Genomic DNA, 12,385 nt, shown 5'->3' with positions numbered 1-12,385 from the left:
CCAGCTGAATGACGGCCAGGCCGTCACGTTCGACATCGAATCCGGCCGCGACGGCCGCGAATCGGCGACGAACCTCGCGCTGGCCTGACAAGGCCCCGCCTTCGGGTGGATCGGGGCGGCCTTCGGGCCGCCTTTTTCTTTTTTGCGCTGCCCCTCTGGACCCTTGCGGCGGCAGGCCCTAGCCTGCGGCGCGGAAAGGGGCCCGGATGCTGCGCTATACGTTTTCCCGCCTGGTTTCGCTGGTGCTGAGCCTTGTGGTCGCCAGCCTGGCGATCTTTGCGGTGATCGAGGTGATTCCGGGCGACCCGGCCAGCTTCATGCTGGGCATGAACGCGACCGAGGAAACGGTGGCGGCGCTGCGCGAGCAGCTGGGGCTGAACGGCAGCCTGGCCGAACGCTATCTGTCCTGGGTGGCGGGGATGCTGACGGGGGATTTCGGCACCTCCTACACCTATCGCGTGCCGGTGGCCGACCTGATCGCGGCGCGGGTGCAGGTGTCGTTGCCGCTGACGGTCTATGCGCTGGTGCTGTCCACCGCGATTGCGATTCCGGTCGGGCTGATTGCGGCGGCGCGGCAAGGCAAGGCCACCGATCTGGCGGTGATGGGGACCACGCAGCTGGGGGTGGCGGTGCCGAACTTCTGGTTCGCCATGATTCTGGTGCTGATCTTTGCGGTCAAGCTGCGGTGGTTTCCGTCGGGCGGCTTTCCCGGCTGGGACAAGGGGCTGTGGCCGAACCTGCGGGCGCTGACCCTGCCGGCCATCGCGCTGGCGCTGCCGCAGGCCAGCATCCTCGCCCGGGTCATGCGATCGTCGGTGCTGGAAACGCTGAACCAGGATTACATCCGCACTGCGCGCGCCAAGGGGCTGAGCCGGGCGCAGGCGGTGCTGCGGCACGCCTTCCGCAACGCGCTGATTCCGGTGCTGACCATTCTGGGGCTGCAATTTTCGTTCCTGCTGGCAGGGGCCATCATCATCGAGAACGTATTCTTCCTGCCCGGGCTGGGGCGGCTGATCTTTCAGGGCATCACCCAGCGCGACCTGATCGTGGTGGAATCGGTGGTGATGCTGCTGGTGGGGGCGGTGATCGTGGTGAACTTCCTGGTCGATCTGGCCTATGCGGCGGTGGACCCGCGCTTGCGGAGCCGGGCATGAAGGGGCGTGTCACGCTGATCCTGGGCGCGGTGCTGGCCGGCGTGTTCGCCTTGGCCGCGCTGGTGTCGCTGGTCTGGGTGCCGGTGCCGGTGGAACAGCTGGCGGTTTCGGCCAAGCTCAAGCCCATCGGAACGCCGGGCTATCCGCTGGGCACCGACCATTTCGGGCGCGACATCCTGTCGATGCTGATGGTGGGGGCGCGGACCAGCATTGCGGTGGCGATTCTGGCGGTGGGCATCGGCATGGCTTTCGGCGTGCCGCTGGGGCTGCTGGCGGCGGCGCGGCGCGGCGGGCTGGTGGACGAGCTGGTGATGCGCGGCAACGACCTGGTCTTTGCCTTTCCCAGCCTGGTCATCGCCATCCTGATTACCGCGGTGTTCGGGCCATCGGCCACCAATGCCATTCTGGCCATCGGCATCTTCAACATCCCGGTCTTTGCGCGCGTCACGCGCGGCGGGGCGCTGAGCCTGTGGACGCTGGATTACATTCGCGCGGCCGAGGTGGCGGGCAAGGGGCGGGCGCGCATTTCGGTGGAACATATCCTGCCCAACATCGCCAACCTCTTGATCGTGCAAGGCACCATCCAGTTCAGCCTGGGCATCCTGGCCGAGGCGGGGCTGAGCTATGTGGGCCTGGGCGCGCAGCCGCCCATCCCCAGCTGGGGCCGGATGCTGGCCGAGGCGCAGACGATGATCGCAATGGCGCCGCACATGGCGATCCTGCCCGGTCTGGCAATCGTGCTGACGGTGCTGGGCCTGAACCTGATGGGCGACGGCTTGCGCGACCTGCTGGACCCGAGGCTGAGGCGTGCGCGATGAGCCTTTTGCGTGTCGAGAACCTGTCGCTGTCGATCCACGGCGCGCCGATCCTGCACGGCGTGTCCTTCGACATGGCGCCGGGGCAGGTGTTCGGGCTGGTGGGCGAATCGGGCAGCGGCAAGTCGCTGACGGCGTTTTCGCTGATGCAACTGTTGCCGGGCGGGGCGCAGGTGGGGGGCCGCGCCGTGCTGGCCGGCACCGATTTGCTGGCGCAGACGGAATCGCAGATGTGCGCGATCCGCGGCCGCGACGTGGGCATGATCTTTCAGGAACCGATGACGGCGCTGAACCCGGTGCAATGCATCGGCGACCAGGTGGCCGAAACGCTGGTGATCCACGGGGCGGCCAGCCGTGCCGATGCCGCCCGCATCGCCCGCGAAAAGCTGAACCGAGTGGGCCTGACCGAGGACCGCTTTCCCCTGTCGCGCTTTCCGCACGAGCTGTCGGGCGGCCAGCGCCAGCGCGTGTGCATCGCCATGGCGATCGCGCTGCGCCCCAGGCTGCTGATCGCCGACGAGCCGACCACGGCGCTGGATGTCACGACGCAGGCGCAGATCCTCGACCTGCTCAAGGGGCTGGTGGCCGAGGAAGGCATGGGCCTGCTGCTGATCACCCATGACCTGGCGGTGGTGGCCGGCATGGCCGACCAGGTGGCGGTGATGCAGGCCGGCCGGATCGTGGAACAGGGCCCGGCCGAGACGCTGTTCCGCCAGCGGCGGCACGACTATACCCGGCGGCTGTTTGCTGCCTCGGCCCATCGGCCTCAGCGCCGGGCGATGGTCACCGACAGGCCGCTGTTGCAGGTGCAGGACGTGCGGCGCAGCTATGCCTTGCCGCGCAAGGCGCTGTTCGGCCCCGCCCCGCGGCTGGAGGCGGTGAAGGGCGTCGGCTTCACGCTGAACCGTGGCGAATCGCTGGGGCTGGTGGGGGAATCGGGCTGCGGCAAATCCACCCTGACGCGCGCCGTCCTGGGGTTGGAGCCGGTGCAGCAGGGGCGCATCCTGCTGGATGGCGCGCCGGTGCTGGCCCATGCCATGACCGATGCCTTGCGCGCGCAGATGCAGGTGGTGTTCCAGGACCCTTACGGCAGCTTCAACCCGCGCTGGAAGGTGGGGCGGCTGGTGGCCGAGCCCTTTCACCTCGCCCCCGCGCCGGCGGCCGAACAGCGCGACCGGGTGGCCGCCGCGCTGGAGGAGGTCGGCCTGAAGGCCGACGACATGGAGAAATACATCCACGAGTTTTCCGGCGGCCAGCGCCAGCGCATTGCCATTGCCCGCGCGCTGATCGTGCGCCCCAAGCTGATCGTGCTGGACGAGGCGGTTTCGGCGCTGGACGTGCGGGTGCGGGCGCAGATCCTCGACCTGCTGGCGGCCTTGCAGGCCAGCCACGGGCTCAGCTACCTGTTCATCAGCCACGACCTGCATGTGGTGCGCGCCATCACCGACCGGGTGCTGGTGATGCAGGCCGGCCTGATCGTGGAACAGGGCGCGACCGAAGCGGTGTTTTCCGCGCCCCAGCACCCCTATACCCGCCAACTGATCGCGGCGACCCCCGTGATCCCCCCGGAATGGATGTCCGATGACGCTCTGGTATGATCCCCGCGAAATCCTGATCGGCGGCCAATGGCGCCGCACCGAAGGCGCGCTGCCGCTGGAGGACCCCTCGACCGGCGAGGTCTGGGGCGAAATCCCGCGCGGGATGGCCGCCGACGTGGACGAGGCGGTGGCCGCGGCCGAGGCGGCGCTGGCCGGTCCCTGGGGCCGGATGCCGGCGTTCGAGCGCGGGCGCATCCTGGCGCGCATCGGCCAGTTGGTGCTGGAAAGGGCCGACGACCTGGCGCAGATCGAGGCGCGCGATGTGGGCAAGCCCTTGAGGCAGGCCCGCGCCGACGCGGTGGCGATGGCGCGCTACATGGAGTTCTACGCCGGCGCCGCCGACAAGCTGATGGGCGAGACGATTCCGTTTCTGGACGGCTACACCGTCTATACCTTGCGCGAGCCGCACGGGGTGACGGGGCATATCATCCCCTGGAACTACCCGATGCAGATCCTTGGCCGGTCGGTCGGGGCGGCGCTGGCGATGGGCAATGCCTGCGTGCTGAAACCGGCCGAGGAGGCTTGTCTGACCGCGCTGGCCTTCGGCCGCATCGCGCAAGCGGCCGGCCTGCCGGCGGGTGCCTTGAACATCGTGCCGGGCCTGGGCGAGGAGGCCGGCGCGGCGCTGTCGGCCCATCCCGGCATCCACCACATCAGCTTCACCGGCTCGGTCGGGGTGGGCAGCCTGATCCAGGCGGCGGCGGCGCGCAACATCGTGCCGGTCACGCTGGAACTGGGCGGCAAGTCGCCGCAGCTGGTGTTCGAGGATGCCGATCTGGACAAGGCCTTGCCCTTCCTGGTGAACGCCGGCATCCAGAACGCGGGGCAGACCTGTTCGGCCTCGTCCCGTATCCTGGTGCACCGGAGCCGGTTCGCCGAGGTGGTCGAGCGGATGGCCGCCCGCTACGCCGCCTTGCGCGTGGGGCCGGCGCTGGCCGATCTGGACGTGGGGCCGGTGATTTCTGCCCGCCAGCGCCAGATCATCGAAGGGATGCTGGCCCTGGCGCCGCAGGGGCGCATCGCTGCGCGCGGGCAGATCGTGGCGGATGCGCCGGCAGGCGGGCACTATGTCGCCCCCACCCTGATCGCCGACATCGACCCCGCGCACCGGTTGGCGCAGGACGAAATCTTCGGCCCCGCGCAGGTGGTGATCCCCTTCGACGACGACGATCAGGCCGTGGCCATCGCCAACGGCACTGCCTATGGCCTGGTCGCCGGGGTCTGGACCGAGAATGGCGCCCGCCAGATGCGCATGGCGCGGCGCTTGCGCGCGGGGCAGGTGTTCCTGAACAACTACGGCGCCGCCGGCGGGGTCGAGCTGCCCTTCGGCGGGGTCGGCAAGTCGGGCCACGGCCGCGAAAAGGGGTTCGAGGCGCTGTATGGCTTTTCGGTGCTGAAAACCGTGGCGGCGCACCACGGGTAACGGGCTTTCCCGACGGGGTTTCCCAAGGGGGCGGGTCAGCCCCCTTGGGCGGGGGGTGCGGGGGGCTGGCCTCCCGCCGCCTCCACCTCCGCCTCCGCCCGCAGCAGCGCGGCGGCGATCAGCGCCGCCGTTGCATCCTGGGCGCCGATCTCGGGCAGCAGGGCGCCGGCAAAGCCGGCTTCGGCCAGCGCCTCGGGCACATCGCCCACCACATGCCCGGCGCGCAGGGCAAAGAACGGCAGGCAGACGGCGGCGCGGCCCAGCCCGCGGGCCGCGTCGGCCAAGAACGGCGCCTCCTCGACGAACCCCACCGCCACGCGGGCAAAGCCGCTTTCGCGGCGCATCCGCCCGGCCATGGCGTGGGTGGACTCGGCGCTGGTGCGCGACAGTTTGCTGCCATGCGCGGCCAGCAGCAGCGTGGCGCCGGCGGGGTCGATGCCGGCGGCGGCTGCCCCGTCGCGCGCCACCCGGGCCACCAGCGCCGGCAGGTCGGGATCGACGCCGAAGGGGGCAAGCCGGCGCAGGCCGCCCGCCCCGGCCGCCGCCAGCCGGCGCGGCAATTCGCGCCCGGTGAACCAGCCTTCTGCCATGAAGAACGGGTAGACCAGCGGCGCGGGCAAGGCGGCCAGCGCGGCCTCCAGCGCCTGCGGCATGGCCAGCGTGGCGCCCATCACCTGCCAGCCGCCGGGCAACCGCGCCTGCACCCGCGCGGCCAGCGCCTGCAAGGCGGCCTCTTGCGGCGCGGGGTCGGCGGGCGCGCCGTGGGCGACGATCAGGGCGGCGGGCATGGCGGGCTCCTTCAGGCGTAAAGCGCGGTCAGCAGCGCATCGCGCAAGGCTTGCAGGGCCTCGGGCACGTCGTCCAGCGGCTGCTCGGTTTCCCATGCGGTCAGGCGCCGGCCGGCATGGTGGCGCAAGGGCAGCGGCCCTGCCTGCACCGCCGCGGCGATGCGCGCCGGCAAGACCGGGTCGCGCAGTTTGCGCGGTTCGGTGCCGATCGACAGCCGCAGCCGCCGGTCGCTGGCGGTGCGCGCCAGCTCGACCGAGGCGTGGCGGTGCTGGCCCTGGGCGTAAAGCCGCAAGAAGGCCCGTTCGCTGCGCAGGTCTGGCCACAGCCCGCGCGGAATCGCCGGCCCGAGCTCGGGCCACAGCCCCTGCCGGAAGGCGCGGTTGCGGGCAAAGACCAGGGCTTCGGCCGGATCGGCCGGGTGCACCGCCAGCATCAGCGCCGCCCGCGCCGTCACGCGCCCGGCCCGCTGTGCGCCTGCAGGATCACCCGGCGCGAGGCCGAGGCGAATTCGCGCCGCGCCATCATCGCCAGCGTCAGCACCACCGCCAGCGACAGTGCCAGCGCCCCGGCCAGCCAGGCCAGGGCCGCTATGGCGAAGTAAACCGAATTGAGCCCGCGGTTGAAGCTGCGCGCGGCGGTGATGTTGATTTCGGCGGCCTGGGCCGCGCGCGGATAGCAGGCGGGGTCTTCGGGATCGTTCGGGACCGAGGCCATCAGAATTGCGCAGTAGCCGAACAGCCGGTTGGCCCAGACGAACTTCAGAAAGGCATTGGCCACCAGCAGCAGCACCACCAGCAGCTTGATTTCCAGCACCGTGCGGCTGGTCTGCAAGGTGAAGTCGGCGGCAAAGCCGGCCAGCCGTTCGGCATCGCCCATCAGCGCCACGCCGCCCCCCAGCGCGATCATGGTGGCGCTGGCGAAAAAGGCGGTGGACTGGCGCAAACTGTCGAGCACGGTGGCATCGAAGATGCGCGGCTGGCGGGTGACGAAGGCGTGCATCCAGTCGCGCCGCATGCCGGCCATCAGCACCGCCACCGAAGGGCGCCCGGCCGGCGGGTGTTCGACCAGCCAGCCGAACCCCAGCCAGCCGGCCAGCAGAAAGACCAGGGCGGCGGCATCGGCCGGGGTGAAATCGGCGATCAGCGCGGTCATGGCCGGGATCCTTGCCCCGGACGGGGGCCGTGCGAGGACAGAAGGGTCAGTTCAACTGGAACTGGAGCGGATAGCGCCCATCCTCGAAATCGCCGAACAGATCGGGCAGGTCGGGATGGTCCACAGGTTCGCCGGTTTCGTCGGGCACCAGATTCTGTTCCGAGACATAGGCGACGTAATAGCTTTGGTCGTTTTCGGCCAGCAGGTGATAGAACGGCTGGTCCTTCGAGGGGCGGCTGTCCTCGGGGATGGCGGCATACCATTCCTCGGTGTTGGAGAACATCGCGTCGACATCGAAGACGACGCCCCGGAACGGATGCTTGCGATGGCGAAGCACCTGACCCAGATGATACTTTGCCTGAGACTTGAGCATGGTCGAGAACCCCCAAGGTGCTAACTACTCCCTCGCCGGGGCGCTTGTCCACATCGCAGACGCGGCGGCGGCGAAACAAACTGTGGGTCTTGCCGCCACAGGCGCGCCTGCGCCTACACGGCTTTCTGATCGCCCGCCGCCCGCGCGGGATTCCCAAGGCGGCGCAAGTGGCGTATCATGCCGGAAAAACAGCAGGCAAAGAGCAGATGAGCAGATACGTGCGCGCCCTGGCCCTGGTGCTGGTGCTGGGCTCTTGCGGGGGCAATTTTTCGGCCCCGCGGAACCTCGACAATGCCTGCGGGCTGGCGGACGAACGCCCGAAATACTTTCGCGCGATGCAGGCCGCCGAACGCAAGTGGGGCGTGCCGGTGCATGTGCAGATGGCGGTCATCCACCAGGAGTCGAAGTTCATCGGCAATGCGCGCACCCCGTTCCGCTATGCGCTGGGCGTCATTCCGATGGGTCGCCAGAGCAGCGCCTATGGCTATTCGCAGGCGCTGGACGAGACCTGGCGCGAGTATCAGGAAGAAACCGGCCGCGGCGGCGCCCGGCGCGACCGGATTCAGGACGCCACCGACTTCATGGGCTGGTATTTCGCCAAGTCGGAGGAGCGGCTGGGGATTCCGCGCCACGACGCGCGCAACCAGTATCTGGCCTATCACGAAGGGCGCACCGGCTTTGCCCGCCGCAGCTATGAGGCCAAGCCCTGGCTGGTGGCGATTTCGGCCCGGGTGGCCGACCGCGCCGAAACCTATCGCGCGCAACTGGCCAGCTGCCGGCGGCGCTGAGCGGCTGACGCTCAGCGGTCGGACACCGGGATGCCGCGGGCCTTGGCCTCGGCGCCGATGTCGAACAGGCGGGCTGGCAGGGCGGTGCCCTTTTTCATCTCGCCCAGAATCATCGTCGTCCGGTTGCCGGCATCGTCGGTGATGACCCATTGCCGCAGCTCGGTCGGGCCGGGGGTGAAGATCAGGTCGATGCGGCCGTATTCCGGGTGGTCGGGATCCTGCGCGGTGACGCGGGTGGCGGGGCCCTCCTCGGCATGGCCGACGACCATGCGGGCCGCGCCCAGATCGACCGTCGGCGCCAGGATCAGGTGCAAGGGCGTGCGGCGCAGGGGGTATTGTTCGGGCGGCTGGTTCGACTTGGGGTCGAAGATCGCCACCTGCTGGCCATCGGCCATGACCACGGTGCGGTCAGGCGGCGCATATTCGAAGCGCACCTTGCCGGGGCGGTTGATGCGGATGGTTCCGGTTGCCAGCGTGCCGTCGGGGTTGATCTGGGTGAACTCCGCCTCGGCGGTGGACAGACCGTTGAGGTAGCGCGACAGCTCGGCCAGCGGCAGCTTTTCGGCCTGGGCCGGCAGCGCAGCCAGCGCGACGAGGACGGGGGCAAGGGCGGGGGCGACAAGGGCAAGGATACGCATGGAGCGCATATAGCGCGGCCGCAGTGCCGACGCATCCCCCCTTCCGCGGCTTGTGATGCCGTGTGAGGGCCGGGCTTTGCCCTTGTGTCGCAGGCTTGCGGCGGGGGCGGGGCGCGTGTTGACAACCCCGGCGACTCCCCCTATACGGCGCCCAACCGGAAAGGGGCGCAAGCCCTCGATCCGGGTTGCACGACTGAAGTGGTCAAGATCCGGGCGCAAGCCCCGATCCTCTGAGATTCCACCGCGTCGCCCTCGCAAAAGGGGCGTCTGCGGTTTTGTGTTTTGCGGACGCGCAAGGCGCCTATACGAAGACTGCCCCCGGAAACCCTGCGGACGCGCAGAGGCCGAACGGGTTGCAAGCAAAGGCGAGAAGTATGCCGACGATCCAACAGCTGATCCGCAAGCCGCGGCAGCCCAAGGTGACGCGCTCGAAGTCGCAGCACCTCCAGCAGTGCCCGCAAAAGCGCGGCGTCTGCACCCGCGTCTACACCACCACGCCGAAAAAGCCGAACTCGGCCATGCGGAAAGTCGCCAAGGTGCGCCTGACCAACGGCTTCGAGGTCATCAGCTACATCCCCGGCGAAAAGCACAACCTGCAAGAGCACTCGGTGGTGCTGATCCGCGGCGGCCGGGTGAAAGACCTTCCCGGTGTGCGTTACCACATCCTGCGCGGCGTGCTGGACACGCAAGGCGTGAAAGATCGTCGTCAGCGCCGGTCGAAATACGGCGCGAAGCGTCCGAAGTGAGGAACTGAGATATGTCGCGTCGTCACGCTGCCGAAAAGCGCGAAGTCCTGCCCGATGCCAAGTATGGCGACCGGGTGGTCACCAAATTCATGAACAACCTGATGATCGACGGCAAGAAGTCGGTCGCGGAATCGATCGTCTACAACGCCCTGGAGCGGGTGGAAAAGCGCCTGAAGCGCTCGCCCATCGAAGCGTTCCATGAGGCGCTGGACAACGTGAAGCCGGCGGTCGAGGTGCGTTCGCGCCGCGTCGGCGGTGCGACCTATCAGGTGCCGGTCGAGGTTCGCCCCGCCCGCCGCGAGGCGCTGGCGATCCGCTGGCTCATCATTGCCGCCCGCAAGCGCAACGAGAACACCATGGAGGAGCGTCTGGCCGCCGAGCTGGCCGATGCCTGCAACAACCGTGGCACCGCCGTGAAGAAGCGGGAAGACACCCACAAGATGGCCGACGCCAACAAGGCGTTCAGCCACTACCGCTGGTAAAGGATCGCCCTCATGGCACGCGAATATCCGCTGCACCTCTACCGCAACTTCGGGATCATGGCCCACATCGACGCGGGCAAGACCACGACGACCGAGCGGATCCTGTATTACACCGGCAAGTCGCACAAGATCGGCGAGGTGCATGACGGCGCCGCGACGATGGACTGGATGGAACAGGAGCAGGAGCGGGGCATCACCATCACCTCGGCTGCGACCACGACCTTCTGGGAAAAGACCCTGGACGGGAAGACCCCCGTCTCGGAAAAGCACCGCTTCAACATCATCGACACCCCCGGCCACGTGGACTTCACCATCGAGGTGGAGCGTTCGCTGGCGGTGCTGGACGGTGCGGTGTGCCTGCTGGACGCCAACGCCGGCGTCGAGCCGCAGACCGAAACCGTGTGGCGTCAGGCCGACCGCTACAAGGTGCCGCGCATCGTCTATGTCAACAAGATGGACAAGATCGGTGCCGACTTCTTCAAGTGCGTCCACATGATCAAGGACCGCACCGGCGCGACCCCCTGCCCGATCGCCCTGCCGATCGGCGCCGAGGACAAGCTGGAAGGCGTCGTCGACCTCGTGACGATGAAGGAGTGGGTGTATCAGGGCGAAGACCTGGGCGCTGCCTGGGAACTGCGCGAGATCCGCGACGAACTGAAGGGCCTGGCCGAGGAATGGCGCGGCAAGATGATCGAGCTTGCCGTCGAGCAGGACGATGCCGCGATGGAAGCCTACCTCGAAGGCAACGAGCCCGACGAGGAGACGCTGCGCAAGCTGATCCGCAAGGGCACGCTGTCGATGGCCTTCGTGCCGGTTACCGCCGGTTCGTCCTTCAAGAACAAGGGCGTGCAGCTGGTGCTGAACTCGGTGGTGGACTATCTGCCCTCGCCGCTCGACATCCCGCCCTATGTCGGCTTCGCCCCGGGCGACGAGACCGAAACCCGCAACATCGAGCGCAAGCCCGATGACGCGGAACCGTTCTCGGCGCTGGCGTTCAAGATCATGAACGATCCCTTCGTCGGCTCGCTCACCTTCACGCGCATCTATTCCGGTCAGCTCAAGAAGGGCGACCAGATGCTGAACTCGACCAAGGGCAAGCGCGAGCGCGTCGGCCGCATGATGATGATGCACGCCGCCAACCGCGAGGAAATCGAAGAAGCCTTCGCGGGCGACATCATCGCGCTGGCGGGCCTGAAGGAAACCACCACCGGGGATACCCTGTGCGATCCGGCCAAGCCGGTCGTGCTGGAAACCATGACCTTCCCCGAGCCGGTGATCGAGATCGCCGTGGAGCCGAAGTCGAAGGCCGACCAGGAAAAGATGGGCCTCGCGCTGGCCCGCCTGGCGGCCGAAGACCCGTCCTTCCGCGTCGAGACCGATTTCGAATCGGGCCAGACCATCATGAAGGGCATGGGCGAGCTTCACCTCGACATCCTCGTCGACCGCATGCGGCGCGAATTCAAGGTCGAGGCGAACATCGGCGCCCCGCAGGTGGCCTACCGCGAAACGATCAGCCAGCCGGCCGAGATCGACTACACGCACAAGAAGCAGACCGGCGGGACCGGCCAGTTCGCGCGCGTGAAGCTGCAGATCGAGCCGACCCAGCCGGGCGAAGGCTATTCGTTCGAATCGAAGATCGTCGGCGGTGCGGTGCCCAAGGAATACATCCCGGGTGTCGAGAAGGGCATCAAGTCGGTGATGGATTCGGGCCCGCTGGCCGGCTTCCCGGTGATCGACTTCAAGGTGGCGCTGGTCGATGGCGCGTTCCACGACGTCGACTCGTCGGTGCTCGCGTTCGAGATCGCGGCCCGGGCGGCGATGCGCGAAGGCCTGAAGAAGGCCGGCGCCAAGCTGCTGGAACCGATCATGAAGGTCGAGGTGGTGACGCCGGAAGAATACACCGGCTCGATCATCGGCGACCTGACCAGCCGTCGCGGCATGGTGACCGGCCAGGACAGCCGGGGCAACGCCAACGTCGTGAACGCGATGGTGCCGCTGGCCAACATGTTCGGCTACATCAACAACCTGCGCTCGATGTCCTCGGGCCGCGCGGTTTTCACGATGCAGTTCGACCATTATGACGCCGTGCCGCAGAACATCTCGGACGAGATCCAGAAGAAATACGCTTGATCGGTGTGGCGGGGGCCGACCCCGCCCTACCGCCTGTAGGCCGGGGCCTGTCCCGGCATCACCGAACCGAATGAGGAGTTGCCACAATGGCGAAGGCAAAGTTTGAACGGACGAAACCGCACGTCAACATCGGGACGATCGGCCACGTTGACCACGGCAAGACGACGCTGACGGCGGCGATCACGAAGTATTTCGGCGAGTTCCGTGCCTATGACCAGATCGACGGTGCGCCGGAGGAGCGTGCGCGCGGGATCACGATCTCGACGGCGCACGTGGAATACGAGACGGAGAACCGTC

Annotated in this window: 14 protein-coding genes and 1 pseudogene; 10 read left to right on the top strand and 5 right to left on the bottom strand. The window is 68.1% G+C overall.

Annotated features, from left to right (window positions below; all coding sequences use genetic code 11):
• The 5 genes and pseudogenes from ACK4S2_RS14565 to ACK4S2_RS14545 all read left to right on the top strand — a co-directional run.
• Positions 1 to 88, top strand: a pseudogene (locus ACK4S2_RS14565) (cold-shock protein); the annotation flags it as partial.
• Between the two features lie 118 nt (positions 89 to 206).
• On the top strand, positions 207 to 1,154 hold the full coding sequence (locus tag ACK4S2_RS14560) for an ABC transporter permease (protein WP_409625915.1): 948 nt from the start codon (positions 207 to 209) through the stop codon (positions 1,152 to 1,154).
• Complete coding sequence (locus ACK4S2_RS14555; RefSeq protein WP_409625912.1) at positions 1,151 to 1,972, top strand: ABC transporter permease; 822 nt, start codon at positions 1,151 to 1,153, stop codon at positions 1,970 to 1,972. The genes ACK4S2_RS14560 and ACK4S2_RS14555 overlap by 4 nt, the downstream gene beginning before the upstream one ends.
• Positions 1,969 to 3,567 carry an ABC transporter ATP-binding protein gene (locus tag ACK4S2_RS14550; protein WP_409625909.1) on the top strand — a complete coding sequence of 533 codons (1,599 nt, stop codon included), beginning with the start codon at positions 1,969 to 1,971 and terminating at the stop codon, positions 3,565 to 3,567. Before ACK4S2_RS14555 ends, ACK4S2_RS14550 begins: the two co-directional genes overlap by 4 nt.
• Positions 3,551 to 4,990, top strand: coding sequence for an aldehyde dehydrogenase family protein (locus ACK4S2_RS14545; RefSeq protein ID WP_409625906.1), 1,440 nt, complete (start codon positions 3,551 to 3,553; stop codon positions 4,988 to 4,990). The genes ACK4S2_RS14550 and ACK4S2_RS14545 overlap by 17 nt, the downstream gene beginning before the upstream one ends.
• Before the next feature lie 35 nt (positions 4,991 to 5,025).
• Here the strand turns inward: ACK4S2_RS14545 and ACK4S2_RS14540 are convergent, their stop codons facing one another.
• From ACK4S2_RS14540 to hspQ, 4 genes are read right to left on the bottom strand one after another with little or no spacing between them, the layout of a single operon-like run.
• Positions 5,026 to 5,778, bottom strand: coding sequence for a CbiX/SirB N-terminal domain-containing protein (locus ACK4S2_RS14540; RefSeq protein ID WP_409625903.1), 753 nt, complete (start codon positions 5,776 to 5,778; stop codon positions 5,026 to 5,028).
• A gap of 11 nt (positions 5,779 to 5,789) precedes the next feature.
• A complete protein-coding gene (locus tag ACK4S2_RS14535) occupies positions 5,790 to 6,233 on the bottom strand; it encodes a hypothetical protein (RefSeq protein ID WP_409625899.1) in 444 nt (147 codons plus the stop codon).
• Complete coding sequence (locus ACK4S2_RS14530; protein ID WP_409625896.1) at positions 6,230 to 6,931, bottom strand: DUF599 domain-containing protein; 702 nt, start codon at positions 6,929 to 6,931, stop codon at positions 6,230 to 6,232. Before ACK4S2_RS14530 ends, ACK4S2_RS14535 begins: the two co-directional genes overlap by 4 nt.
• A 46-nt stretch (positions 6,932 to 6,977) precedes the next feature.
• Positions 6,978 to 7,304 carry a heat shock protein HspQ gene (gene hspQ / locus ACK4S2_RS14525; RefSeq protein ID WP_409625893.1) on the bottom strand — a complete coding sequence of 109 codons (327 nt, stop codon included), beginning with the start codon at positions 7,302 to 7,304 and terminating at the stop codon, positions 6,978 to 6,980.
• A 206-nt stretch (positions 7,305 to 7,510) separates the two neighbouring features.
• Here hspQ and ACK4S2_RS14520 point away from each other — a divergent pair, with 206 nt between their 5' ends.
• Complete coding sequence (locus ACK4S2_RS14520; RefSeq protein ID WP_409625890.1) at positions 7,511 to 8,092, top strand: lytic transglycosylase; 582 nt, start codon at positions 7,511 to 7,513, stop codon at positions 8,090 to 8,092.
• Positions 8,093 to 8,103: 11 nt separating this feature from the next.
• On the opposite strand, the gene ACK4S2_RS14515 is transcribed toward ACK4S2_RS14520, so the two are convergent.
• Positions 8,104 to 8,739, bottom strand: coding sequence for a LolA family protein (locus tag ACK4S2_RS14515; RefSeq protein ID WP_409625887.1), 636 nt, complete (start codon positions 8,737 to 8,739; stop codon positions 8,104 to 8,106).
• A 365-nt stretch (positions 8,740 to 9,104) separates the two neighbouring features.
• On the opposite strand from ACK4S2_RS14515, the gene rpsL reads away from it, so the two are divergent.
• From rpsL to ACK4S2_RS14495, 4 genes are all read left to right on the top strand, one after another.
• A complete protein-coding gene (gene rpsL / locus ACK4S2_RS14510) occupies positions 9,105 to 9,476 on the top strand; it encodes a 30S ribosomal protein S12 (protein ID WP_028030315.1) in 372 nt (123 codons plus the stop codon).
• Positions 9,477 to 9,487: 11 nt separating this feature from the next.
• Complete coding sequence (gene rpsG / locus ACK4S2_RS14505; protein WP_409625883.1) at positions 9,488 to 9,958, top strand: 30S ribosomal protein S7; 471 nt, start codon at positions 9,488 to 9,490, stop codon at positions 9,956 to 9,958.
• Positions 9,959 to 9,970: 12 nt separating this feature from the next.
• Positions 9,971 to 12,088: an elongation factor G gene (gene fusA, locus ACK4S2_RS14500; protein WP_409625880.1), complete on the top strand. Its 2,118-nt coding sequence runs from the start codon at positions 9,971 to 9,973 to the stop codon at positions 12,086 to 12,088.
• Positions 12,089 to 12,174: 86 nt separating this feature from the next.
• On the top strand, positions 12,175 to 12,385 hold a 211-nt coding region (locus ACK4S2_RS14495), incomplete at its 3' end, for a GTP-binding protein (RefSeq protein ID WP_409625876.1).

This window comes from Gemmobacter sp. (assembly GCF_046292685.1).
GTDB lineage: Bacteria > Pseudomonadota > Alphaproteobacteria > Rhodobacterales > Rhodobacteraceae > Wagnerdoeblera.
Note: the sequence above shows the minus strand (reverse complement) of the source record. Positions and strands in the feature narration are given on the sequence as shown.